This window comes from Candidatus Zixiibacteriota bacterium, from assembly GCA_040756055.1.
Taxonomy (GTDB): Bacteria; Zixibacteria; MSB-5A5; order GN15; family FEB-12.
The window spans coordinates 488,959-513,019 of record JBFLZR010000001.1 but is presented as its reverse complement, the minus strand read 5'-3'; the positions used below and the strand labels follow the sequence as shown (position 1 = coordinate 513,019).

Genomic DNA, 24,061 nt, shown 5'->3' with positions numbered 1-24,061 from the left:
TGGGGCGATAGCCTCCTTGGTCCTTGAGAAATAACTAATTAACTTTGCCTTTAATATCTAAGACAAAATCGGACCACGATTGGTTCCAAATATCAGCTACCAACCACTAAACAGGTTGCTTTGCAAAGACCACCGGCGCCCTCTATGATTCAGGCGCGCAGCAGGGTCGCCAGTATCCGTATCCCCGTACTTATGGCTGACTCGTTAACCGTCGAGAAATTCAGCCGGGCGGTGTTAAGCCCCTGTCCCTTACGGGTGAAGAAGTACTTCCCCGGTACGTAGGCCACTTTGTGCTTCACGGCGTCTTCGTAAAATTCCGAAGTATCCAGCGAATCCGGACCGGTCAGCCAGACAAACATCCCTCCCTCCGGCTGCGACCAGGAGAAGTCATTTCCGAAATTCTCCTTCAGCGCCGACAACATAGCCCTAACCCTGGGTCGATAGACATCGACAATATGCGGCAGGTGTCGCTTCAGATAGCCCTCGCCGATATACTCCGCGGCTATCGCCTGATCAAGCGAGCTGGTATGAAGATCTATACCCTGCTTGGCCAGAACGATCCATTTGCGAATGAGCGGCGGCGCCACGAAATACCCCAACCTCATACCGGGCGACAAAACCTTCGAAAGCGTGGCGGCGTAAACCACATTTTCGGGAGCCATCGACCATATCGTCGGAAGATGCTCACCTTCGTACCTCAGCGCCCGGTAGGGATCGTCTTCGAAAAGAAGCACGTTGTGCTTTTTGATTATACCGGCGATCTCTCTGCGACGACCCAGCGGGATAGTCCTTCCCGAGGGGTTCTGAAAGTTGGGAATCAGATAAACGAACTTGACATCGTTCTCCGTAAGCACGTCGTCGAGAGCCTCAGGAACGACACCGTCATCATCCGACTCAAGCCCTATATAATGAGGCTCGTACGGATTGAAAGCCGAGATGGCACCCAGGTAAGTGGGCGACTCCACGACGATTTTGTCACCGGGCGAAATAAGGACCTTGCCGAAAGCATCGAGAGTCTGCTGCGATCCGGTCGTGACGATGACCTCATCGGGCGTTGCCTCCACACCGCTGTGAGCAAGATAGTTCGAAAGAATCTTTCTCAGCGGGGGGAACCCTTCGGTCGGACCGTACTGAAAAATCGATGGTCCGTACTTGCGCAGAGCGCCCGCCACCAATTCGGGCATATAATCCACCGGAAAGCTTTCCGGCGCGGGAAGCCCTCCCGCCAGCGAGATTACACCGGGCTGCGACGCTACCTTGAGAATCTCCCGAATAGCGCTGGCGCTCATCCCCTTCGTACGCGACGCGAGTATGCTCTCCGATAGTCGTGAGCTTGCCTCGCGTGTCGCTACCTCAGAAACTGTCTTTGAGTATGTCATTCTATTTCTCCTGTTTCGTTATCTGATACACAGCCCGCCGGATTGCTCACTCATATCGAGAACATCCCCGATAATTCGTGTGGGCCGCCATTCAATCCTCCCGTAATACTCACTTCTGAGAATTGACATTACCTTCACATCGACAAAGCCATCATTGTAACGCACCGCTTCCCGGTGCAAGCCTTCGACTGTAAATCCTTCAGATTTATACAGCTTAAATGCCCTCTTATTGTTGGTAAAAACGTCGAGCCACAACCGATGAAAAGTGAGCGTATCAAAGGTGTATGCTTTGATCAGACGAAGCGCCTCGCGGCCGTAGCCGCAGCTTTTCTTCGAGATGACTATCCTTCTAAGTTCAAGACAAAAATCAGGATTCTCAAGACCGACCAGGATAACGTGTCCCACCGGCCGCCCACCGGGTACGCTTTCAACCACAAAATGACCGATGTTTGGATCGCTCATGGCGGCCTCGTGTTGGCGGACCGACCACTGGCGGATAAACGGAGCGTTGTCGGAATGCTTTTCGCTGGCGAGGATGAAGTCCAGGTCAAATGCACTGGCAGGCCTCAGGGCAGCCCTGCCACGGCAACAGATTCTAACTGTCTTCATATCAACACCCTCCTGTCTCAAGGGTGGCAGAGTTTACACATCTCATAATGCCACCATTGTACTATTACGATAGTAGTATATAATTTGTTGCAAAATAGTCAAGCGAAATCATTGTACTATAACAATATACTAACACAGAAGTGGCATAGAATCGCGAACTGGAGTATTTTTGTCTTGCGCTGATTAAGTTAACTCCTTATATTAAAAGCATGTTTGAAGCATGGTCACCGGAAATACAAAAAGCCGATTTGCCGGTTTATCTCGCCATTCTTGGCGCGTTAGAGCGTGATATTGTATCAGGCTCTCTCCAGCCAGGACAGCGATTACCGACTCACAGAGAGCTCGCCGACCACCTCAAATTGGCCATTGGAACTGTGACAAAAGCTTATCTGGAGGCCGAGAGGCGCGGTTTAATCCGAGGCGATGGTCGACGCGGTACGTTTGTCGCCGGCCATAAGCACCAGCCCAAATCCCCAACCCTATCGATAGAGTCCGAGCCCGGACTAATTGACCTGAGTCCTTATTATCCCCCGGCCGATACCGATCCGGACCTGAGGCATGCTCTCGCCGAGCTTTCCAACCGCGAGATAAACTACCTCATGCATTACACCGGGCCAAAAGGCTACGCCCGCCACCGGGAAATCGGCGCGCAGTGGGTCAGCACGCTGGGCTTGAAGGTCGGCGAAGAGGACGTGATTGTCACCGCAGGCGCGCAACATGCCATTCTCGTGACGCTGATGGCCCTGACCGACAGAGGCGACACAATCGCCACCGCCAGGCACACCTACACCGGCGTCAAATGGGTCGCGGAACTGCTGGGCTTGAGACTGGTCGGGATTGAGGCGGATCGCGATGGGCTCCTGCCGGACGCTTTCGATTCGTGCTGCCGCAAACACAATGTCAAATTTCTCTATTGTATACCGTCGCTCGATAACCCAACGAACGCGATTCTATCCGAATCCCGTCGACATACCATCGCCGGCGTCGCCGAAAAATACGGCGTGGAGATTATCGAAGACGAAATCAACCGAAGGCTCCTTGAACAGCCGTATCCATTGATATCTTCCATGGCTCCCGGACGTACCTACTTGATTGCCTCGCTGGCTAAAGTCGTAGCGGGAGGATTGCGAATCTGTTACCTCGTCGCTCCGCAGAGTAACCGCGAAAAGCTTTACAAAGCTGTACTCGGATCGACCCTCATGGTTTCGCCGCTCGCCGCCGAACTGGCGTCGCTATGGATTAGTGATGGTACCGCCGAAAGAAGTGTGCTCCGCAAGAGAGCTGAGGCGAAGAAAAGAAGCGCCATCGCCGCCGACATCCTCGGGGACCTCGAATACTATGGCCACCCCTCGAGTTATTTCGTATGGTTAAAACTCCCCGCGCGATGGCACACCGGCGAATTCGCCGCCGAGACTCATCGCACCGGTGTAGTCGTAGCGCCCGCCGACATATTCGCTGTCGACCCCCATGACATGGACAACGCCGTGCGACTGTGTCTGGGCGGCAAGAACACTATCGAAGACCTCGAGCGCGGCTTGCGCCTTATCAGCGCCATCATTCATGGCACCGCCGGCCCCAAATCAACTGTCTTTTAGTCCATCTTTCACTTCACTCAAAAGATCCTGAATATTCCGCACCTATAAGGGTAATAGATACAAAATCAATTGCGCTTCGGCGCAAAGCTTGCCCCTGGCCAGAGGGTACGAAACCGACTGCTCTTAAGCAGCGTATGTAAAACCCAGAACACTCACATTTATGCAGGGGAATATCTTATGCGTACTACGAAGATAATCGTAACAATCGTTCTCGCCAGTTTCATTCTCGCGACCTCAACCGGAGCCGGTCCTCTTGAAAATCGGCACCAGCTGGAACTGAGAATGGGGATGTTCAACCAATCCAATTCCGACCTGACACTCACCACCACCAGCATCGCTGCCAGCGGCGTCTCGAGCAACGTAACATCCACCGTCAATGCTAACGGATTCATGGGGCAGTTGACCTATGGATACTGGTTCACTGAAGGCCTGGCTCTAAATGCCAGCGTCGGCGGCATGCTGGCCAGTGTTGAAACCCAAATCGAGGACATCGGTATAACAACCGAAAGCGCCTACATCGGACGCGTCCTCGTCGGATTGAAAAAATACCTCCCCGGTTCAACCTTCAATTCATCGCTGCGACCCTATGTGAAAGCGATGGTGGGACCATGCATTGGCAGTCAGACCAGCACCCAGGTAAGCAGCCTCGTAACGTCGGAGTCTCGAAGCGAAGTGGTTGTCGGCGGACAGGCGGCCGCGGGAGTAGACCTTCTCGTCGGGCCGCATGTGCTGATGGGTCTCAACCTCGGCTACAACCTCATGCCCGACTTCAGCGAACCGATCGGCGCGAGCAAAAACTACAGCGGTCCGGAAATAAGTTTCGGCGTCAGTTACCTGATTGGCAAAATTAAACAGTAGCGCCCGCCTCAGAGCCTGCGCTGCATCCAGACGACATCAAACGATTTGCCCTTCTTGACACCAACGTCTCTGAAACGACCACACTCGACAAAACCGTGCCTCAGGTGAAACTGGAGGCTCTGGTCATTGAGTGATGAAATCGAAGCGAGAAAATTATCTACGCCGCGAAGCTTCGCCTGCTCGATAAAATACTCGAGCACACGACTTCCCAACCCGTGTCCGGTGTGCTCCGGCAAAATAAAGTACGTCACCTCGGCAACGCGACTGAGCGTTTTGGCCCGATGATACGGACGCATGAAAGCGAATCCTATCACATCGCCCGTATCGGTCTTCACGGCAATCGCCGGATAGTCGCCAACCATCGCCACAAACCGCTGAAAAAATTCGTGCCCAACCTTTTCCTCGGGATAAGCGGCAAAGCTGTTCTCGACGAAATAATTGAAGATGTCGACAACAGCTCCCTCGTCATCGGGTGACATCTTATCGAGGCGATATTCCATAGATCTCTCCCTGCAGCATCATAATCCAGGCATTCGACCGTAAATATCATCAACGGGATTGACAGCGGCAACTGAAATTAGCATACTGCCTTTACACTTAATCCGATCACTTATTGATGAGAAGCAAAGTACATACGTCAGGAGGATAAAATGCCGTTGATGCTGTCACGCCAGGATGTCATGAAGGTGCTCGATATGAAGGACTGTATCGAGGTTACCCAGCAGGCTTTCGCCGAAATGGCCAATGGAACCGCCGTGCTGCCTCTGCGCACCAATATCAAGCCCCCCGATGGTCTATCGCTGTATATGCCAGCTTATCTTCAAAGACTCGGCGCGCTTGCCTGTAAGATCGTAACGGTTTACAAGGACAACCCGGCCAAACACAACATGCCGGTTGTTGTGGGCAAGGTGCTGCTTCAGGATCCGCAGACGGGCGATGTAATGTGCATCATGGATGGCGGCTACCTCACCGCCATAAGGACCGGCGCCGCCAGCGGTGTCGCCACGAAATATCTCGCGCGCGATGTCAAAGGCCAGGTTGCCGGTATCTTCGGCGCGGGTGTCCAAGCCGGCGCGCAACTGTGGGCAATGTCTGCCGTGCGCCCGCTTTCACGAGCCCTTGTTTACGACAAAGTCGAAAAAGCTGTCGACAACTTTATCAAGACATGGAGCGAAAAACTCAACCTTGATATCGCCAAAGCCGATTCCGCCGACCATCTGCTCGAACAGGCGGATATAATTTGCGCCGCGACTTCGTCCCCCACGCCCATCTTCGACGGCTCCAAGGTACGCGAGGGAACCCACATCAACGGCATTGGCAGTCATACACCCAACGCCCGCGAACTCGATACCGCGATAATCAAGCGCTCGATGCTCGTCGCTGATTCCTATGAGGCATGCCTCAGCGAAGCCGGGGACATCATGATCCCGATCCAGGAAGGAGCGATTGACAAATCGCACATGAAAGCGGAGCTTGGCGAGATTGTGACAGGGAAAAAGTACGGACGTCGCGACGACAAGCAGATTACCATCTTTAAATCCAACGGTCTGGCCATTCAGGATGCCGCCACGGCGAAGCTCATATATGATAAGGCGGTGGCTGCGGGCATTGGCGTGAATATCGAACTGTAACGATGCGGCGCAAGAGACGCTGTGACTTCACCCCTTCAGAATGATAAGGGGATGCGTCCTTGCCAGCCCGAAAATCGACATGGCGTCGGGACCTGACATGTAAAGACGCAGCGTTTCCTTGCCTTCGACCGTCGACACGATACGACGCAGAGTCTCTTCGAAACCACCGAGAGCGGAAATCTCCTCACCCTCAAGATCGGTTCGAATCTCCAGGCGCTGACCCTCCGATGTCTCGATGATCATTTCAGCAGGCAAATAGCGCTGGGTCGCCGCTTCGCTCAAGCCCGTCACCTCGGCTATCGCCTCCAGCTCCACCTGCGACAGCGTCTTGGCCCCCGACAGAAGATGAACTCGCGAAATTCGCTGGATAGCGGCGCCGCTCTCCAGCCAGTCGCGGGAAAACTCGCCGACCGTAGCGGTATCGTTTGCCGCCGTAGCCCGGCAGTCACGCAGAGGTACGCCCTCAATCTGAATCGATAGAGTCATTGTCTTCAGATCGAGCACGAGGTATGGAAATACCTCGGCGGCGTGCTGACCGGCGCTGCCTGAAGAAGGCGACGATATGTTTTCGGGGGGCTGAGAAAGTTCATACCGCCCGGACAGAAATACCGGCGAAAGCATCAACAATAGAAGCGCTATGGCCCCGGCATGAAGTCTGTAACGACGGGCATAGTTCCACGGATTAAAAGACATACACTCTCATCCCGATATAACTTCTCCGGTACACATCTCTGAGGTCGTTGGTTCCGAGACGCACGCAACCGTGAGTGACAGCCGCGCCGAGAAGTCGCTCATAGATCGTTCCATGCACAAAGTAGCCGTCGCCGAAACCAATCGCGTATTCCCCCATCATGTTGGCATCCAACCTCTCCCTGTCCGACTTGGGCAGCGGCAACCCCTCCTCGATAAACGCCCAATCCGGCTTACGCCACCACGGATTCTCCAGCTTGGTGTGAACCGTGTATATTCCGGCCGGAGTTTCAAACTTCCAGCGTCTTCCCGTCAAGCTATCCGCAAGCTCGCCTCCCGACCCGGTCGAACACAGCGCGTCGATTAGCACCGTGTCAACGGTCCGGAGAAAAAGTCTATTGCTGTAACGATCGATGACGATATAGGGCTCTTTCGCCCGGTATGGTCTCCCCGAATTCCGAGATAAAGAAGCACTATCTGCTGGCGGCGACATCGCAGAATCGGCTGACTCGTCATAAGCATATGATTCGCGAGGAAAAATATGAAGGTCTCCGCTTGAACGATAATAAGTGTTTACAAGTGCGAGAGACGCTACGACGAGAGAAATTGTGATGGCGTAGATTGATCTCACTGAATACCGTCCCACGATCGCACAATGGTTACCAGGGTGCCTACGGACGCGATCTTCATCAATTTGTTCATATCATCATTGGACACGGCGACACAGCCCTCCGTCCAATCCTCATCACGCCCGCCTTCGCCGTGAATCTCAATCAAACCGCCTATGCGAGCATGTGAGGGTATGACACCTTCACTCAAGTTCTTCTGAAAGCGTCTGCGATCATACTTGTTTGGATAGTCCAGAAGCAACGCCCGGTAATACTTGCTGTTCTTCTTTACCTCGACAACACGGTACATGCCTTCCGGAGTAGCACCGTCGCCGGACATCTTTTTCTGGTAGCCGGCGTTGTAACCGAGGTCACACGAATATGAATCGACAACAGCCCCATGTCTTAATACGTAGAGGCGATGTGCCGATTTATCTACGATCAGCACCGGTTCGCGTGTTTCCGATGAACGCTTGACGGTCTCTATCACCCACCGGTCGGCATCGGCCAAAAGCTCTTCGAGCACAACCTGGTGCTCGAGCAGTCGCCCCGAAAGGACCGCCATGCTGCTGCGGACACTGTCGGTATAGACCTGGGCCGAGGCATAAGAACCCGTTTCAGCGAGTTTTGTGGCCAAATCCAATTTCAACCTAACCTTGCGATAAAGCGCCTCAACATCGGTGCGCCCCAGCTCTGCACTCAGAACCTCGCCGAGATAGTTGAGGGAATCCGTCAGCGATTCGATATTTGAAAGTAAAGCGCTACGCCGTGCATCGGTGTGATTGGTCGCCATCGTAACCACTTTTCTTGACAGGCGAATTGACTCCTCAAACAGGGAATCGGCAACCTCGTAGGACACAAATGGCCACCAGCTGGCATTCTGCTTTCGAAGCGACTTTTCACCTTCGAGCAGACATTGCTCGGCCTGCTTCAAGGTCGACTTATAGTGATTGCGGTTCTCAGTGGCTTTGGCCACACCCAGAGCATCCAACGCCCGCTTCATTGATTCAAGCGGAGGACGCCTCCATTCACGCGCGGCGATAAGTCCACCTGCGACCAGAACAGTCAAAAGGGGAATCCAAATGAAGAGTTTTGTACGGGCAGTCATAGAGATTTCGAGGAACGATGTGTGTACGGACCTTATACCATTTCGCCAGAGGCCGGAGATCCCGGCCTCTGCAAAAATAAACAACAGCGGGACAAACGCCTTACTTCTTTGTAATGCGCTTGATAGCCTCTTCTACCTGGGCTTTTACACCCTCTACCTGAGGCTTAATTGCGTCCAGCTTGGCCTTCGCAGCCATATATTGACCCGAATTGTAATCCGCAGCGGCAACCGCCAGAGCGTTCGAGGCAGCCTCAATGTCACCCTGAAGAACCTTCAGATCGGCCGCGGTACCCTTGGCTTTGGGAGCCGAGGCAAGCGCGGTTTTCGTTTCGGCCAGGAGTAACTCAAGCTCCGCAATGAGAATCGAATCGGCAACACGCGTCTTTTCTTTCTCGGTCACCGCTTCCGCTTCCGCCTGCTGTGTCAGTCTCTCGGCGGCGGCAATCAACTCTTCCGCGCGTCCGTAACTGCGAAGCAGCGAGAACTTGGAATCCTGATTCTGCATCTCAACCGCCGCGGCATTCAATGAATCAGTCGCCTGCTTGAAAGTCTCAGAAGCATACAATTCGACCTCATTGGCACGGGCACTTTCAATTGCCGACTTGCCGGCATCGAACTTGGCCACCGGCGCCTCGCTGCAGCCCGCGGCAAATCCAAATAGGGCGAGTGCCACCAACACCGACGACACACGCATAATCATTGTCTCATCCTTTCGGCCGATATTCTCTCAAGAATAAAAGGTTCATAAAAAAAAGACACACACACGTTCGGCCGACGCATGTACGCCTTGTTTATTTTCGTTGAGACGGCGATGGTCTCAACTCGTTAAAAAATTTCCTTACTGAGATTGATTAGTCCTTCTATCAGCAGTCCTCGTTTCTCAGCCACCAATTAAGTGACCGAGCACCGCGAAAACGCGAGATACCATAACATTGTTCCTCTGTTCTGTCAAGACTATTTACGCCAACCCGACAGGCGCCATCATAAACTCTTGTACCACAAATGGTTGCCTCGCGCCACCGGATCTCTCTTTCGAGAACATCAACTATGAACGCCGACCCGAAGGCGAATTTCTCGAGATACTCGTACCACTCCATGCCAGGTTCCGAGCCTCCCCGCACATGCGCGATGGCATATATGAATCCCCGGTCGAGAAGACTCAATCGCCCGGACCGGAATTCCGGCCCCTGGCTTAAGCCGTAAGCGCCGTATCCATAATTGCACCACAACAGGATTCAACGGCGTGTTGAATGGATTGAAGCGATAGAAAAGCCTCTTAAGGCATTTCATCCATCGAAAGACAGGTGAAAATCCGGATCACACGGCCGTCTTGCAGAGGCACGGGCGCTTCCATTATCGTTCGAATCTCATCAGGGGTGATGACAGAGGGATCGTAACTGAAGATAACGCGATGGTCGGTGGCATATGTTTCGATACCATTGATACCGGCCACATTCTCAAACAGCGACACGAAAAACGAGGCTGTCCCCTTGCACTTGACGCCATCAACGATGCACTCCAGCTTCGAACCGCCGGAGTTGGTAGGCATGGTGGATGTCGTCGGCTGAGTGAAGGCGGCCTTGAGAGCATATCCACCGAATAGTGATATGACAACCAGGATCGGTACGACTATCTTGGGTATTTTCATAATATCATCTCCAACTCGCGCGAACCCCGAGCACTTCGGGTTCCGGACAGACCTCCACGCACTCGAAACAGTTCGTACAGTCGCGATGTTTGACGCTGGCCAACTCATGGACCGGTATGTCGTGCGGACACGCCGCCTGGCAACTTCCGCACTGAGTGCACCCTTTTTCGTTACGAGCGATCTTTATCACCGCCATACGGCTGAACGGATCGAATACGGCCCCCAGCGGGCAAAGATAGCGGCAAAAAAACATCGGTATTATAAGTGTCGCTATACCGAGCGCGATCAATACGATAACCGATATCATGCCGACGCTTCCGTGTCCGAAGCCCGAAAAGATGAGATAGAAAGGATCGTAACCCCGAAGGATAAGTTCGCCGGTTCGATAGGTAAAAAACAGCGCAAGCACAAGTACCACATAGCGGGTCAGCTTGAGAATGCCGTTGAGTTTTCTTGCCGGACGAAGTCTCTTTCCTGTAATATGGCCGCCAGCCCGCCCGAAAAGCTCCCCCAAGAATCCTATGGGACAGGCCCAGCCGCAGAACGACTTTTTGGAAATTAGCGCCAGAACTATCAGCGCGATAAACATGGAAAGATTAAGCGGACCGAGAGCGCAACTGAACTCACCGTGGACAAACAATCCCCACAGGCTTTCGGCGCCACCGAACGGGCAGAATGCCTCAAACGACCTGCTGCCATACCCCAGCGCCGTCCACGTGACAAGCCCCAACACAATGAGCAGTATGCTGTAGCGTAAATATGTGATTTTCATCGACCGCCCGAACCCTCGATTTCAATGCCGGCGTGAGGTTATACACAAATATAGCGTCATTCCCCAATTAATCAATCAGAATCAGAGCCGGCAAATCCGGCTATGTTATTGGTCTCAAGCCCGACTGGTAAGGGGGAAAATGAATGGGCTACCCTCATGAGGAAAATCGCCGGACAGGTGAGTTCCGTTTTCTACGACGGCGATAGTCTTCATCGACCCCCTGAGCTTCAGTTTATCAACCATGAAAAGAAACTCAATCTCGCGGTCTCTCTCATCACTGATATAAGGATAGATACTGGTAAACTCCGGAATCTCACTGCCCACAATATCGCAAAAAGTCAACAGTCCATTCTCCCGCTTGTAGAGAACCAGCAAATCCAGGTCGGCAATATAGTAAATGTTGTCGCGGAGAAAATACAGACACCAGAACATAAACAACTTCTCGTTGAACACGCCAAGCCTATCCGAAACAGCAGTTCTCTTACCCGCATGTTGATAAATTAATTCAAGGTGTTTCTTGTTTTCGATATCCAGCTTCACTACATTGCCGCGCGGTTTACAACCCTCGACCGGTATCCTTGTCTTGTGCTCCACCACGCGACGAAACCCGGCTCTCTCATACAGTTTAAATGCATCCGCGTCGGCGAAAAGGTAAAAGAACTCATGTCGTGAACTCGCCCACTCGATAGCTCTTTCGGTCAGTGCGAGACTAAGCCCCCGGCGCCGATATTTCTCATCCGTCCCAACCCCCGAGATTTGCGCGACAGAACATCGCCTCCCCTCTACCATCATGTCCATCGAGTAAACACACACGCTCGCGGCTATCGTATTGCCATCGAAGTAAGAGAATGGTCGATAGTTGTGGTCCCAGGACCCCAGCTTGTCCCAGAGTGTCAAATCCAGTCGGTGAATGTGATGCAGGAAGCGGATGAATGCGGATTTCGCCTGAGCATCATCCCAGTAGTCTGTTCGAAAGGTCAAGCTCATCGTTCAAACCCGGCCATCGAGACTGCATTCCTAAGATCGCACCAGCGTCTTATATCGATTCCGACGGTTCTCGAACATCCGCCCGCCCAGCTCCTTGCTCCGCCAATCCTGATAGGCGGAGAAGTTCCCTTCCCACCAGCGCACCTTACCTTCTCCCTCGAATACGAGCAGATGAGTGCAGATGCGATCCAAAAAGAACCGATCGTGACTTATCACCATCACGCAACCCGAGAAATCCAGAATTGCCTCTTCAAGCATGCGCAGGGTATTGACATCGAGATCGTTCGTCGGCTCATCGAGCAGCAGCAAATTACCGCCGATCTTCAGCACCTTGGCAAGATTGCACCGATTACGCTCACCACCCGAGAGTTGCCCCGCAAGCTTCTGCTGCGATGCCCCCTTGAATCCGAACTGCGCCAGATACTGGCGAATAGGAACCTTGCGGTTGCCGATTGTCACTTCATCGAGTCCCTCGCCTACTTCCTCGATAAGACTGCGCTCACTTCCAAGGGACTCCCGCTCCTGATCGACCACGGCAAACTTTACTGTAGAACCAACAACCGTCTTTCCCGCGACAGGCTCAAGAGCGCCGGTAATGAGTTTCAGTAAAGTCGTCTTGCCGGTACCGTTGGGGCCTACCATCCCAACCACCGCCGAGCGAGGGACCGCGAACGACAGGTTCTCAAACAACTTCTGATCATCGAATCCCATACTGACATCATGAAACTCCGCCACCTGATTTCCGAGATCCGGGCCGGGCGCGATCTGAATGACCGTGCTTGCCGACTTCGCCCTGGCCGTCTCGCGGGCCACCAGTTGCTCGTATTCTCTTATGCGGCTTCGGGCCAGCTCATTGCGATCGCCACGGCTCATGCGTATCCATTCCAGCTCACGCTTGAGGGCCTTGGAGCGAGGTGCGTCACTCTTCTCCGCCTCCACCAGAGTAGCCAGCTTTTGCTCGAGCCACGAACTGTAATTCCCTTTCCACGGTATTCCCTGTCCCCCCTCAAGTTCCAGTATCCACTCGGTGACATTATCGAGAAAATACCGATCGTGCGTTACTATGATGACCGTGCCGGGATACTCGCGAAGCTGCTCTTCCAACCAGTCTATCGTTTCCGCATCGAGATGGTTGGTCGGCTCGTCCAGAAGCAGAAGGTCCGGTTTCTCCAGCAGAATCTTGCACAGCGCCACCCGTCGACGCTCCCCGCCCGAGAGAGTGCCAACGACACGGTTGTCCTCGGGGAGGCACAAAGCATCACTGGCTACCTTGAACGACTGGTCAAGGTTCCATCCGTCGATAGTGTCGATCTTGTCCTGAAGTTCACCCATTCGATCCATGGCCTTTTGCATCTTGTCGTCATCCATCGGCGTCGCCAGGCTCTCGGCAAGGGCATTGTATTCATCGAGCAACGCCTTTGTGGCGCCGAACGCCGACTCTACCGTCTGGCGAACAGTCAGCGATGGATCCAGCTGCGGTTCCTGTTCGAGCATGCCGGCAGTGTAGCCCGGAGTTATGAAGGCGTGCCCCTGAAATTCCGTATCCCTGCCGGACATGATATTCAAAACCGTCGTCTTACCGGAACCGTTCTCGCCGACGATGCCAATCTTGGCACCCGGAAAGAAACTCAGATTGATTTCTTTGAGCACCTGCCTCTGGCCGTAGAATTTATTTACACCGTACATGTGGAATATGAATTTCTCGGACATGAGCGTAATCTCCTTCTTATTACATATATTAATGGTGCAATGGTAACACTCCCGGGCGTAACCCGCAAGGGGCGAGTAACATGCACGGTCACGACGCACGTTAACCACTTAAATCACAACGAATTGGCAGGCTCAGGTAAATCGGGCCGTCCTGACGCCGAATGGAACTAACAGGGTCGCAGACTGGTTCTAATTCCTATAAAACAAACAGGGCTCGACGAGTCCGGATAACACCAACCGAGAGGATAGATTATGAAAAGTATACTTACGATTTTACTCGCGACTACTTTGTTCGCCGCAACGGTCGATGCCGCCGGCAATGACGCGTCAGGCGATCCCTCAGCGGGTGAAGCCAAACAGCCTTCGGATTTTGCCGCGAAGATCAGAAAGATCCCTTTCCAGACGATTAATGGCGACACCGTCACACTGGCGGATTACGCCGGGAAGGTCGTGCTTATCGTCAACGTGGCCAGCCTGTGCGGCAATACCCCACAGTATACCGACCTGCAGAAGTTGTATGAGATGTACAAAGACAGCGGACTGGTGATTATCGGTTTTCCGGCCAACAATTTTGGTGGTCAGGAGCCCGGTACAAACGAGGAAATCCTCGACTTCTGCCAGACCAACTTCAACGTAACATTCCCCATAATGGCCAAGGTCAGCGTTAAGGGCGAAGACCAGCATGCGCTGTTTGTCGAGCTGACCGAAAAGTCGTCTCTGCCCGGTGAGATAAAATGGAATTTCTCCAAATTCCTGCTCGATCGCAAAAGTAACCTCGTTGCCAGGTTTGATCCCAAACAGCAACCTCTGTCCGACGAAATAGTCGGCAGCATCAAAAAAAACTTATAACAAGAAAGCTCCGGACCTTCAAAGGCCCGGAGCTTTTCTCTAACCCTGCCACCAATACTATATAATCAGTCTCTTATTGCTGCGGCTTCTCTATCTTCAGGCAGACGTCGACCTCATGACCCAGCAGCAGCGGTTGATCCGGTTTTATGCGTATCACCGCGTCCTCATCGAGATAACCATCGACCTTGAACTCATAGACCTCCATCGGATTCCAGTAATACTCCTGACCGTCAACCGTGATTATCAACCAGCGGAACGTGAAGTCACGCGTCGCCGTAGCGGTAAACGTAAGGTTGTAATTCCCGGCCTCATTGCCGAACATCCAGATAATCTCACGCAGGTTCGCGTGAATAATAGAGCAAACGCTCGAAAATCCGCCCGGGTCCGGCTCGACAATGTAGAGTGTGTCGACAATCGTAACCGTATCCACGATGTTTATGGTGTCCACAACGTACACCGTATCCTCGTTGATGAGCGTATCGATCTGAATGATCGTGTCGATTTCAATCAACGTGTCAATGATGTACAAAGTGTCGACGTCAATCACCGTATCCACGATAATCACGGTATCGCCGTCGAAGATGGTGTCGACATGGAACACCGTATCGACATAGTACATAGTGTCGATAATTGTGAGCGTGTCACCGCCGTAAATGGTGTCTATGAGCGTATCAATCACGGAAACCGTGTCCACCACGAACACCGTCTCTGTTTCTATCGGGTTCGGGTTCGGATTCGGATCGGTCCCGTTATCCGTTTCGAGGGGGTTCGAGCAATTCGCGATAAGCAGCATACTCATCGACAGTATCGCCGCGATGCCAAGCAGTACCAGCCGTTTCATCGCTCACCTCCGAACAGTATGTGCGCCTGGGCAAAGATCAGGAACTGGCCGTTTTTCGACTCAGACATATCTCTGTCCACGACACGCTGTTTCGAGGGATTCCAGGCCGCCGTGACCGAAAGCCAGTCGAGCGGCATGGCGCGAAGCCCGAGCACCAGACCTTCGGACAACTTGACGTACTCGTAATAATCCTGAGAAATCTCCTCCACCCGCAGCCAGCCGCCAACGGCGCCGATCGGGATGTCTTCGTACGGGAAGACCATCGCGTAGCCGCCGAGCATCCTGCGCTTGGTATCGAGGTCCACACCCTCGAATTCGAATGAACGGTTCCAGAACGTGTGACCGACAATACCCTCAACATAAATTATGCGTTTGTAGGTGAAGGCGCTCGATGCCACCGGAATCATTCCGAACGGCGAGGACGAAAGCCCCACCCCAAACTGTACGCCGAGATTTTCTTTCGGGGGCACCGGAACCTCTTTGATTTCCGTAAAGTGCTTCTCCACGGGCGCCCGTTGAAGCAGCGTGTCCACCTGCTGTTTGAGCTTGTTCACGCGCTCGTCCACATCCGCTATCACTCGCACGATTCGCACCGCGGCGTAACGATATTGCGGACCCTTCTCTTTGACATCCTCAGTGCGGATATAGATCCGGCTCGAGTCAACGCCGAACTCCCGCATGAGTAGATCTCTCAGCGCGTGGGCACGGCCCAGCGCCAAAGCCGGGTTCTGAGCGTCGTTGTTAACCCGGTAGCGCTCTCCATCGGCGCCGCCGGTCACAACCGCCACCGCCAGCGGATATTTCTCGAGCGTGTCGGCTACCGCCTCAAGTCCGTCATAATAGGGCCTGAATATTTCCTGATCCACACTGCCCGCTACGCCAATAGGAAAATCGTATATCACGACCTCCTGAGACAAAGCTGCCCCGGCAAGCAGGACCAAACATCCAATGATAGTACACAAAAACTTACTCATAAGGTCCTCCGGCGACCAAAGGTACTCCACTCGCCATTACAAGTGAAATTCCGATACATATTATTTCCATCCTCTGTCAACTTTGCCGCTCAAGCAGGATTGCATCGGGTGCACTTCCATCCGGAATCCAGATCTATTCTCGATGTGGTAATCCGTCTGTGTTGCAACCTGATGCATTTTTTATTCCCTGTATTCAGCAAAGAGTCTCTAACTTGCGCTCTTTCGGGCCAAAAACGAGGCCCTCAGAGCAGACCTGATATCTTTCGCGGGTACTAAAAGCAAAAAACGTTCCTGTTTCCGTGTCTTATAAATGATGGTCCTTCGCATGTTCAGAAATTGTACAAACAGACCGCCCTGCGTGACTTCTATCTGAAAACCCCTGGACAACCCGACAAAACATACAAAAGTGACCGACAGGCAAATCGCGTGTCGGCCACCGAAAGTACTAATCACAGACCGACCGGCGCGCCAAAAAACGCGGCGACCGGCGCTTCAATTTAACCTACTTCCCTGCCAGAAGCCTCGCTCTGGTGAAAGGAATCAGACCGCCGGCATCTATGATCGCCTGGCGCGCTGCCGGAAGCGGAGTTACTTTAAACTCCTTTCCCTTCGTCACGTTCACAAGCACATTACCTTTCAGCTCAAGCCGGTCACCTTCATCGGCCTCAACGTCCGGGCATATGACCATCTGCAGTCCGAGGTTAATGGCGTTCTGAAGAAAGATTCGGGCAAAGTGCTTGGCCACTATGACCAGCTCCCACCCCTTGAGGCACGATGCCGCCTGCTCGCGCGATGAACCGCAACCGAAATTCTCACCTGCGACCACGAAGCTGCCGTGAGCTATATCGCCGGCTTTGAGCTTCTTGTTGAAATCGGCGTCATCGGCAAACGCAAACTGCGGCGTCTCCGTCGGAAGCACCGTGGCCATGTAACGCCCCGGGTAGATGATGTCGGTGGAAACGTCATCGCCAACTTTATATACAACCTTACTCATTTCAGCGACCTCCTGCTCTCGGATCGGTTATGACACCGGTGATGGCGCTTGCCGCGGCGACATCCGGCGAACAAAGGTAAACATCGGCGTTCGGATTTCCCATTCTTCCCTTGAAATTACGGTTGGTCGTCGCCAGCGCGACTTCCTTATCACCGAGCGCTCCCTGGTGAACACCAAGGCACGGACCACAACCGGGATTGCACACCACAGCGCCGGCCTGAGCCAGATCACTGAGGTAACCGAGCTTCATGGCCTCGTGATAGATGCGCCACGAAGCCGGGAAAATGAGCATCCTGGTGCCGCGCGCCACCTTCTTGCCTTTCAGCGTCCGGGCGGCAACCGCAAGATCATCAAGACGACCGTTGGTGCACGAACCGATAACAATCTGATCAATCTTCGTGCCCGCCACCTCGCCGATCGGTTTGACATTATCCACCGTGTGCGGACAGGCAATCTGCGGACCCAGCCTGGAAGCATCGATCTCCACCACCTGCTCATACACCGCATTCGGATCGGCGGCGAAGATCTCCACCTTGTCTTTCACACCCGCCTCGTCCTTCAGATAGCGAAGTGTCTCGGCATCCGGGGGAACGATACCCGATGTCGCACCGGCTTCCACCGACATGTTGCAGATAACCAGACGACCGGAGGTTGACATGTTACGAATAGCCTCGCCATGGAATTCCAGAACCCTGAAATTCGCGCCTTCGGCGCTGATCTTCCCGATGAGATAAAGTATCAGGTCTTTGGGACCCACGTGCTCGGCGAATTTACCGTTGACGTTAACCTTGATAGTCCCCGGCACCTCGACATTCAGCACGTGCCCCAGCGTCCACACCGCCGCCATCTCGGTGGCGCCAATGCCGAAAGCAAATGCTCCCAGGGCGCCATGACTGGTGGTATGACTGTCGGTTCCAACCACCACGTATCCCGGACGAACATAACCGTACTCCGGAAGAATCTGATGACAGATGCCGCCCTCATCGCCGCGGATATCATGGAATTTACTTATGCCTTGCTTGCCTACGAAATCTCTCAGTCTCTTCTGATTGGTCGCCGTCTTGGAACTCTCGGCCGGAACGCGGTGATCAAAAATGATTGCTATGCGGCTCGGGTCCCAAACATTCGCCTCGAGATTCGTGCCCTTGTAAATCTCGCCGAACTGCGTCATGACAAGGGCGCCATTCTCGTGCGACATGGCCAGATGTACCTCGGGCTCGACAACGTCACCAACGGCAACCGACTGCTTACCGCAGGCCCGGGCTAAGATCTTCTGAACATATGTCATTCCCATTTACTATTCTCCGATAATTGATATTATTCAAAACACGTTTATATGATCTGCTTCTCCTTAAGCGCCGCCTGAGCTTCCTTCGAATAGCCAAGCTGCGTGAGAATCTCTTCCGTGTGGGCCGAAAGACGCGGCGGCGGAGTTTCAATCGTTCCCGGCGTCTTGGAGAACTTTGCCGAAAGATTGAAAATCTGAATATTTCCGATTCCGGGTTCGTTAACACTGACTATTGTCTCGCGATGTTTGATCTGATCGCTCTTCAGCGCCTTCTCCAGAGTCACGATGTCGCCCGAAGGAATCCCTTTCGCGTTGAACACCTCAACCCAGTGCTCGGTGGTGTTCTGAACAAGTTTCTCTTCCAGAATCGGCGTCAGAGCCTTGCGATTGGCCTTGCGTGTGTCGCGCTCCTGAAATCTCGGATCGGTCTTAAGCTCAGGCAGGCCCACCAGATCGGCCAGATCCTCCCATTGCTTCTGCTGATTGGCAGCAATATTAATGTATCCGTCTTTCGTTTTGAACGCGCCCGAGGGAGCCGCGGTGAAATTGTCGTTGCCCATCGGCACCGGAGCCTTGCCTCCGATAAGCAGATTGGCCGCCACCCAACCCATTAAAGGCATAATCGAATCCAGAAGGGCTATATCAATACACTGTCCTTCACCGGTACGCTCTCGATGAAACAGCGCCGCCATCACCGCGAACGCGGCATTGAGACCACCAACCGTATCGCACACGGGGAACCCGGCCCGAAGCGGATGCAGTCTCTCATCGCCATTAACATCCATCTCACCCGACAAACCCTGAATGATCTGGTCGTAAGCTGGTTTGAACGCATCGGGACCTGTCTGGCCGAAACCGGAAATCGCGCAGTAAACCAGACGCGGATTAATTTTCTCCATCTCCTCCCATGAGAAACCCAGTCGAGCCATCACGCCGGGCCGGAAATTCTCCACGAGAACATCGGCGCTCTCAAGTAACTTGCGAAATATCTCTTTCCCTTCATCGAGTTTTAGATTCAGGGTCATGGATTTCTTATTGGCATTCTGGGCAAGGAAACTCGTGCCCATCAGCTCTTTATTCAAAGCCGGCACATTGCCCAATTTGCGAGCCAGATCTCCCCCATCGGGAACCTCGATCTTGATAACCTCCGCACCGAGCAAAGCCAGGTGCAAAGTACAGAATGGCCCGGACAGGACGTTCGTCATGTCGATTACACGAATGTTCTCAAGTAGCTTCATGATAATTCTCTCATTCATCCTTTCTTGAAATCCACAATAGACCCTGCTTTCAGGACCGAGCCGGGCAGTTCGCGACCGAAAAACTCGCCCACCTGCCGGGCCGTGTCCAACAGAATCGAAAGTCGTATGTCTTTGCGATATCCCATCCGCTGAAGCGAATGGACCAGATCCTCGGTGCTGACATTGCCGGCCGGAAGCTTCGTGAACGGGCAGCCGCCCAATCCGCCGAAAGCCGACTCGAAATATCTCACGCCGCTCTTGAGCGCAGCGTAACAATTCGCCAGACCCAACCCATAGGTGTTGTGGAAGTGACAGGCCAGCTCGACCGTGGAATCCAGCTCGCCTATGGCGCTGTAGAGTTCTTCCACCTGAAGCGGCTGAGCGTGTCCGGCAGTATCGGCCAGACTGATATTCTTCACCCCGGCCGCCAAATACTCCTTCACGATCCCGAGTACTTTTTCCGAAGGTATCGGACCTTCAAAACCGCACCCGAATGCCGACTGCACCGAAACCTGAACCTTCTTGCCCGCCTCCATCGCCATCTTTGCCATCGCGATAATGCGCGTAAGAGCCTCCGAGGTTGTCATGCGGGTGTTCTTTTGACTGTGGGTTTCGCTTGCTGACACACCCATGCAAAACATGTCAACACCGCAGGCCATACCTCTCTCCAATCCTTTCTCATTGAGCACCAAACCGGAAAGAACAACCTTGTCGGGCCTGTTACCGGACTTCGAGTAGTGACTGAATAACTGGTCGGTATCAGCCATCTGCGGCACCTTCTCCGGGTTCACAAACGAGCCAAGCTGAACGATATCAACACCACTTGAGATCACACCATCAATCCAGCGAATCTTCTCCTCGAGCGGTACTGTAGTCTTTTCGACCTGCAACCCGTCGCGAGGTCCTACTTCGTGAATACAAATTTCCTTTATTACCATACTACCTATACCAACTCCACTATTAATAAGTGTATGTGAAAATCTTTATCGACAGGCGGATACGCGATTTTTTCGACAAGTCTATGCAGTATATTGATTTCTCCGTCTGCGGCTGAGCCGACTTGTGACGTCTTTCACAACCGGAAATAATAATTCTTTCCCCCTGTTTGTCAAGCGTAACCGGCTCTGGAGCAGCAAGTGCCGACCGATTTTCCGGCAGTTTTCCGATAAGCTTCTCAAACAGTCTGGTATGCCGTTAATAAATAAAGGTTTAGCGGGCAAGAAAAAGGGCGCCGGTCTGAACCGGCACCCTGATTAGCTCGATTTTCGTTAGACAGGAGGCAAAGCCTGGTACTGGCCGCGGTTGGATGGTCAGCTATCCGAAGAACTTGGCGATTCACCGCAGAACTGTCGGAAGGAGTGTAAATCCAGCAGCCGAATGTCATTTCGCTTGGACAAATGATTCCAGAGCCAATACTTGTGGGCCCAACCGACTGTCGCAAGAATGCGTTTGTTGCGGCTGAGATTTACAGCGTCTAAAATGCTTCTCAAAAAATGCTGATTCCACTCTTCCCAAAGCGCTTGGACTTTCTGGTTTGAGAACTCAGAGTAAAGTTGATACAGAGGCTCTATAAGCAAAAGATCAAGCACGCGCATTTGAATCATATCCAAGCCGGTTGGCTGCCGCAGAATTTCTGCCAGCCGGTCTACGATAGAACACTCCAGTTGCTCCAGCGAATCAATCCGAGCTCGCCCAGCGGGGTCAAGTTTACTGCCTGCCTCTGCGAGGTCTCTTTCAACGGCGTCTCCCGTCTTAACATCCGGTTGAATGGGAACAATGGGGATATTCCGCTCTGAGCAAAAGGGAATAATTACTTCTGGGTATTCGGGCTTGCATTCACAAGTCGCGTCCCCTCGAAGCTGCTCCGGTGACAATTCGGAGCAGACAACGTCTGGCTGGATCTCCTCAAGCAACATCCTAAGTCGCTCGGTATACTCTTTGGCGTTACTGCTGCGGAATCTATCGCCGTTGTGAATCGTGGCCAGAAGTACGACTGGCGTGAGGTCGTAGTTTTCGTGCACTTGCTCACTCCTTACTCAAAGGACACTCGTATTTCGCTCATAGTCTATTGTGCGGGCTTCACGGCCCAGGAAATCATTCGACCCTTTCCCAAAGTTACAAAGCTCCTGATCATCAATCAAGAGCTTTGCTTTATCCCTAGCTAGTGCGATTGCGGAATGGTCGGTTTTCTCTGGCAACAAAAGCCACAAATAATTCCGCGTTCCGAGCAATTACAGCTTGGCCATCTCCTGCTCAAGCTGAGTCACAAGTTTATCCATGTGAGCGATCACGGCATCGAAAGTTGCCGGGTCAGTCAGATCCGCGCCAGCCTTCTTCATCAACTCAATCGGATAATCGTTGCCACCCGACTTCAGATACGTGAGATAACGATCGAGAGCGTCCTGCCTGAGCTTCTGGTCATCAGATTTGATATCGTTCATAAGCTGGGCAGCCGCCGAAAACGATGCTGCGTACTGATAAACGTAATACGGCACGTCATAGAAATGACTTATGCGTGTCCACGTATAGCGATAAAGCGAATCCGGAGTGACAACATCGCCCCTGTATTCCTTCGCGATTTCGTCATAGAGTTCCGAAAGGCTCTCGGCCGTTATAGGCTCACCCCGTTCAACCATCCGGTGAGCCTCCACCTCGAATTCGGCGAATTGGACCTGCGTGTAAAAAGTGCCTTCAAGATCCTCAATCGCCCTCAAAAGCAGGAAAGTCCGTTCGAGAGGATCCTTGGAGTTCTTTAGCAGATAGTCCATCAGAAGCCCCTCGTTGACCGCCGAGGCAACCTCCGCGCCCAACAATGTGTAATCCGATATCGCCTTGGGCTGATTCTGCTCGGACAGGACACTATGCATGGCGTGGCCCATCTCGTGGGCCAGCGTGAAAACATTGTCCATCGTCTTGTTGTAATTCATCAGGATAAAAGGATGCACACCGTAACATCCACCGGAAAACGCTCCCGTGGTCTTATTGGGCGTCTCGTAAACATCCACCCATCTGCTGGCGAACGCCTCTTTCACTTTGTCCTGATATTCTTTGCCGAGCGGCGCGACAGACTCGGTGATCCACTTGACAGCGTCGTCATATTCATAAGTCTTATGAAAATCGACTATTGGGTAACTCCCGTCGTAGTTGTGATAGGTATCAAGACCGAGCGCCTTCTTGCGAAGTTCGTGAAAGCGATGCAGCGGCTCTAAACCGCGCTTGACCGCCGCAATCAGATTCTCGATTACTTCGACCGGGACATTGTAGTCATCCAGACCCGCCTCAAGACATGAACCATAGTTGCGCGCCTGGGTGTTGGCCCAGTCGGCCTGAAGAACCCCGTTGTACAACGCTGCGTACGAATTGGCATTGTCAGAGTAAGTGGCATAGTAAGTCTCGAAAGCCGCCGCGCGGTCGGCCTGATTGCCGTTGTTGGTCAATATGCCGCGATAATTGCCCGGCGTTAACGTCACCGTGCTGCCGTCAGACAAAGTCACATCGCGATACTTGATATCGGCCGTCGACAAAGCCGTGTACGCGTCATCGGGGCTGCTTCTCAGAAGATTGTAGTAAGAAAGAAGGCGCTCCTTCTCCTCATCAAGGACATGTTGGTGCTGACGAAACGCGTCCGAAATCGGGTGGCGGTAGGGAGCGAGCGGTTTGTACTCGTCCAGCCATTTCGACATGGTGTCCCACCCGATCGCCAACAGTTCCGGCGTCAACCAGGCCGTTGCCGTACCAAACTTCGCATACAGGCTGTAAAACTGCTGCGACCTGGCAGCAGCCTCGTTGTCGCGCGTGTTCAGAGCAAACTGAAACCCAGAGTAACGTATCACCCGATAGGCAATTACATCCATATCGTCGTAAAGCTTGTAGGCCTTATATACGTTCTCGGGACCATTGGCCAACGTGCCTTTCAGATTCTCGAACTCCCCCATCATTCTTTCCAAATCGGCCATCCCCTGCTCCCAACTCTGCCAATCGGGATAAATGTCCGACAGGTTCCATTTGTACTCGTCCGGAATCTCCGAGCGCTGCGGCACGGCCGACTGCCCGAAAACAGCGCCGCTGACCATCAACGAGAGAACCAGGGTGAGCGTGAGGATTCGCCAACATGATTTCGTCTGCATGATAGAAACTCCCAGATAAATTGATACTTTTTAAACACCAACGAAAAATGCTACAGCATTAATGTTTTAATACGTACAAGCCCTCCGATTGTTCTGTAAAAGTATGTTTCAGCGGGAATCGGCCTGCGCTCACCCGATTTGATTGCCGGACAGTA

General features: G+C 53.0%; 23 protein-coding genes and 1 pseudogene. 4 read left to right on the top strand and 20 right to left on the bottom strand.

Annotated elements, in window-relative coordinates; genetic code table 11:
• Positions 1–149: 149 nt before the first annotated feature.
• Together AB1483_02260 and AB1483_02255 are read right to left on the bottom strand one after the other, a co-directional pair.
• Complete coding sequence (locus AB1483_02260; GenBank protein ID MEW6411277.1) at positions 150–1,379, bottom strand: PLP-dependent aminotransferase family protein; 1,230 nt, start codon at positions 1,377–1,379, stop codon at positions 150–152.
• A gap of 18 nt (positions 1,380–1,397) precedes the next feature.
• The gene (locus AB1483_02255; GenBank protein MEW6411276.1) at positions 1,398–1,988 is read right to left on the bottom strand and encodes a GNAT family protein; all 591 of its coding nucleotides are present in this window, start codon (positions 1,986–1,988) and stop codon (positions 1,398–1,400) included.
• A 209-nt stretch (positions 1,989–2,197) separates the two neighbouring features.
• Here AB1483_02255 and AB1483_02250 point away from each other — a divergent pair, with 209 nt between their 5' ends.
• Positions 2,198–3,583, top strand: coding sequence for a PLP-dependent aminotransferase family protein (locus tag AB1483_02250; GenBank protein ID MEW6411275.1), 1,386 nt, complete (start codon positions 2,198–2,200; stop codon positions 3,581–3,583).
• Between the two features lie 177 nt (positions 3,584–3,760).
• Positions 3,761–4,441 carry an outer membrane beta-barrel protein gene (locus AB1483_02245; GenBank protein MEW6411274.1) on the top strand — a complete coding sequence of 227 codons (681 nt, stop codon included), beginning with the start codon at positions 3,761–3,763 and terminating at the stop codon, positions 4,439–4,441.
• 8 nt (positions 4,442–4,449) lie between these two features.
• Here the strand turns inward: AB1483_02245 and AB1483_02240 are convergent, their stop codons facing one another.
• Entirely contained in the window at positions 4,450–4,941 is a 492-nt protein-coding gene (locus AB1483_02240; GenBank protein ID MEW6411273.1) for an N-acetyltransferase family protein, read from the bottom strand.
• A 150-nt stretch (positions 4,942–5,091) separates the two neighbouring features.
• Here AB1483_02240 and AB1483_02235 point away from each other — a divergent pair, with 150 nt between their 5' ends.
• Positions 5,092–6,072: an ornithine cyclodeaminase family protein gene (locus tag AB1483_02235; GenBank protein ID MEW6411272.1), complete on the top strand. Its 981-nt coding sequence runs from the start codon at positions 5,092–5,094 to the stop codon at positions 6,070–6,072.
• Between the two features lie 27 nt (positions 6,073–6,099).
• Here the strand turns inward: AB1483_02235 and AB1483_02230 are convergent, their stop codons facing one another.
• From AB1483_02230 to ettA, 9 genes and pseudogenes are all read right to left on the bottom strand, one after another.
• A complete protein-coding gene (locus AB1483_02230; protein ID MEW6411271.1) occupies positions 6,100–6,765 on the bottom strand; it encodes a hypothetical protein in 666 nt (221 codons plus the stop codon).
• Positions 6,755–7,255 (bottom strand): L,D-transpeptidase, encoded by a 501-nt coding sequence (locus AB1483_02225; GenBank protein ID MEW6411270.1) that lies wholly within the window; start codon positions 7,253–7,255, stop codon positions 6,755–6,757. The genes AB1483_02230 and AB1483_02225 overlap by 11 nt, the downstream gene beginning before the upstream one ends.
• 134 nt (positions 7,256–7,389) lie before the next feature.
• The gene (locus AB1483_02220; GenBank protein ID MEW6411269.1) at positions 7,390–8,373 is read right to left on the bottom strand and encodes a L,D-transpeptidase; all 984 of its coding nucleotides are present in this window, start codon (positions 8,371–8,373) and stop codon (positions 7,390–7,392) included.
• A 205-nt stretch (positions 8,374–8,578) separates the two neighbouring features.
• Positions 8,579–9,178: a hypothetical protein gene (locus AB1483_02215; GenBank protein ID MEW6411268.1), complete on the bottom strand. Its 600-nt coding sequence runs from the start codon at positions 9,176–9,178 to the stop codon at positions 8,579–8,581.
• Between the two features lie 382 nt (positions 9,179–9,560).
• A pseudogene (locus AB1483_02210) lies at positions 9,561–9,714 on the bottom strand (prolyl oligopeptidase family serine peptidase).
• A 40-nt stretch (positions 9,715–9,754) separates the two neighbouring features.
• Complete coding sequence (locus AB1483_02205; GenBank protein MEW6411267.1) at positions 9,755–10,126, bottom strand: hypothetical protein; 372 nt, start codon at positions 10,124–10,126, stop codon at positions 9,755–9,757.
• 4 nt (positions 10,127–10,130) lie between these two features.
• Positions 10,131–10,898, bottom strand: coding sequence for a 4Fe-4S binding protein (locus tag AB1483_02200; GenBank protein MEW6411266.1), 768 nt, complete (start codon positions 10,896–10,898; stop codon positions 10,131–10,133).
• Between the two features lie 114 nt (positions 10,899–11,012).
• The gene (locus AB1483_02195) at positions 11,013–11,885 is read right to left on the bottom strand and encodes a GNAT family N-acetyltransferase (GenBank protein MEW6411265.1); all 873 of its coding nucleotides are present in this window, start codon (positions 11,883–11,885) and stop codon (positions 11,013–11,015) included.
• A gap of 30 nt (positions 11,886–11,915) precedes the next feature.
• Complete coding sequence (gene ettA, locus AB1483_02190) at positions 11,916–13,595, bottom strand: energy-dependent translational throttle protein EttA (GenBank protein ID MEW6411264.1); 1,680 nt, start codon at positions 13,593–13,595, stop codon at positions 11,916–11,918.
• A 252-nt stretch (positions 13,596–13,847) separates the two neighbouring features.
• On the opposite strand from ettA, the gene AB1483_02185 reads away from it, so the two are divergent.
• Positions 13,848–14,444, top strand: a complete 597-nt coding sequence (locus tag AB1483_02185; GenBank protein MEW6411263.1) for a glutathione peroxidase — start codon at positions 13,848–13,850, stop codon at positions 14,442–14,444.
• A gap of 73 nt (positions 14,445–14,517) precedes the next feature.
• Here the strand turns inward: AB1483_02185 and AB1483_02180 are convergent, their stop codons facing one another.
• The 8 genes from AB1483_02180 to pepF form a co-directional block, all read right to left on the bottom strand.
• Entirely contained in the window at positions 14,518–15,285 is a 768-nt protein-coding gene (locus AB1483_02180) for a hypothetical protein (GenBank protein ID MEW6411262.1), read from the bottom strand.
• A complete protein-coding gene (locus AB1483_02175) occupies positions 15,282–16,259 on the bottom strand; it encodes a hypothetical protein (GenBank protein MEW6411261.1) in 978 nt (325 codons plus the stop codon). Before AB1483_02175 ends, AB1483_02180 begins: the two co-directional genes overlap by 4 nt.
• Positions 16,260–16,761: 502 nt before the next feature.
• Positions 16,762–17,253: a 3-isopropylmalate dehydratase small subunit gene (gene leuD, locus AB1483_02170; GenBank protein ID MEW6411260.1), complete on the bottom strand. Its 492-nt coding sequence runs from the start codon at positions 17,251–17,253 to the stop codon at positions 16,762–16,764.
• A 1-nt stretch (position 17,254) separates the two neighbouring features.
• On the bottom strand, positions 17,255–18,547 hold the full coding sequence (locus tag AB1483_02165; protein ID MEW6411259.1) for a 3-isopropylmalate dehydratase large subunit: 1,293 nt from the start codon (positions 18,545–18,547) through the stop codon (positions 17,255–17,257).
• A gap of 38 nt (positions 18,548–18,585) precedes the next feature.
• Positions 18,586–19,797, bottom strand: a complete 1,212-nt coding sequence (locus AB1483_02160; protein ID MEW6411258.1) for a CaiB/BaiF CoA-transferase family protein — start codon at positions 19,795–19,797, stop codon at positions 18,586–18,588.
• Complete coding sequence (locus AB1483_02155; GenBank protein ID MEW6411257.1) at positions 19,794–20,717, bottom strand: hydroxymethylglutaryl-CoA lyase; 924 nt, start codon at positions 20,715–20,717, stop codon at positions 19,794–19,796. The genes AB1483_02160 and AB1483_02155 overlap by 4 nt, the downstream gene beginning before the upstream one ends.
• Positions 20,718–21,089: 372 nt before the next feature.
• Entirely contained in the window at positions 21,090–21,800 is a 711-nt protein-coding gene (locus AB1483_02150; protein ID MEW6411256.1) for a hypothetical protein, read from the bottom strand.
• Positions 21,801–22,010: 210 nt separating this feature from the next.
• Complete coding sequence (pepF, locus tag AB1483_02145) at positions 22,011–23,906, bottom strand: oligoendopeptidase F (GenBank protein MEW6411255.1); 1,896 nt, start codon at positions 23,904–23,906, stop codon at positions 22,011–22,013.
• Positions 23,907–24,061 lie beyond the last annotated feature (155 nt).

What these genes read in the sequence shown, in the direction of transcription:
- AB1483_02165 (MEW6411259.1), bottom strand. Translation starts at nt 18,547, where the DNA reads ATGGGAATGACATATGTTCAGAAGATCTTAGCCCGGGCCTGCGGTAAG.
- AB1483_02230 (MEW6411271.1), bottom strand. Translation starts at nt 6,765, where the DNA reads ATGTCTTTTAATCCGTGGAACTATGCCCGTCGTTACAGACTTCATGCC.
- AB1483_02235 (MEW6411272.1), top strand. Translation starts at nt 5,092, where the DNA reads ATGCCGTTGATGCTGTCACGCCAGGATGTCATGAAGGTGCTCGATATG.
- AB1483_02180 (MEW6411262.1), bottom strand. Translation starts at nt 15,285, where the DNA reads ATGAAACGGCTGGTACTGCTTGGCATCGCGGCGATACTGTCGATGAGT.
- AB1483_02255 (MEW6411276.1), bottom strand. Translation starts at nt 1,988, where the DNA reads ATGAAGACAGTTAGAATCTGTTGCCGTGGCAGGGCTGCCCTGAGGCCT.
- ettA (MEW6411264.1), bottom strand. Translation starts at nt 13,595, where the DNA reads ATGTCCGAGAAATTCATATTCCACATGTACGGTGTAAATAAATTCTAC.
- AB1483_02260 (MEW6411277.1), bottom strand. Translation starts at nt 1,379, where the DNA reads ATGACATACTCAAAGACAGTTTCTGAGGTAGCGACACGCGAGGCAAGC.
- AB1483_02175 (MEW6411261.1), bottom strand. Translation starts at nt 16,259, where the DNA reads ATGAGTAAGTTTTTGTGTACTATCATTGGATGTTTGGTCCTGCTTGCC.
- AB1483_02155 (MEW6411257.1), bottom strand. Translation starts at nt 20,717, where the DNA reads ATGGTAATAAAGGAAATTTGTATTCACGAAGTAGGACCTCGCGACGGG.
- AB1483_02195 (MEW6411265.1), bottom strand. Translation starts at nt 11,885, where the DNA reads ATGAGCTTGACCTTTCGAACAGACTACTGGGATGATGCTCAGGCGAAA.
- pepF (MEW6411255.1), bottom strand. Translation starts at nt 23,906, where the DNA reads ATGCAGACGAAATCATGTTGGCGAATCCTCACGCTCACCCTGGTTCTC.
- AB1483_02200 (MEW6411266.1), bottom strand. Translation starts at nt 10,898, where the DNA reads ATGAAAATCACATATTTACGCTACAGCATACTGCTCATTGTGTTGGGG.
- AB1483_02215 (MEW6411268.1), bottom strand. Translation starts at nt 9,178, where the DNA reads ATGATTATGCGTGTGTCGTCGGTGTTGGTGGCACTCGCCCTATTTGGA.
- AB1483_02160 (MEW6411258.1), bottom strand. Translation starts at nt 19,797, where the DNA reads ATGAATGAGAGAATTATCATGAAGCTACTTGAGAACATTCGTGTAATC.
- AB1483_02225 (MEW6411270.1), bottom strand. Translation starts at nt 7,255, where the DNA reads ATGTCGCCGCCAGCAGATAGTGCTTCTTTATCTCGGAATTCGGGGAGA.
- AB1483_02250 (MEW6411275.1), top strand. Translation starts at nt 2,198, where the DNA reads ATGTTTGAAGCATGGTCACCGGAAATACAAAAAGCCGATTTGCCGGTT.
- AB1483_02185 (MEW6411263.1), top strand. Translation starts at nt 13,848, where the DNA reads ATGAAAAGTATACTTACGATTTTACTCGCGACTACTTTGTTCGCCGCA.
- AB1483_02220 (MEW6411269.1), bottom strand. Translation starts at nt 8,373, where the DNA reads ATGAAGCGGGCGTTGGATGCTCTGGGTGTGGCCAAAGCCACTGAGAAC.
- AB1483_02240 (MEW6411273.1), bottom strand. Translation starts at nt 4,941, where the DNA reads ATGGAATATCGCCTCGATAAGATGTCACCCGATGACGAGGGAGCTGTT.
- leuD (MEW6411260.1), bottom strand. Translation starts at nt 17,253, where the DNA reads ATGAGTAAGGTTGTATATAAAGTTGGCGATGACGTTTCCACCGACATC.
- AB1483_02245 (MEW6411274.1), top strand. Translation starts at nt 3,761, where the DNA reads ATGCGTACTACGAAGATAATCGTAACAATCGTTCTCGCCAGTTTCATT.
- AB1483_02205 (MEW6411267.1), bottom strand. Translation starts at nt 10,126, where the DNA reads ATGAAAATACCCAAGATAGTCGTACCGATCCTGGTTGTCATATCACTA.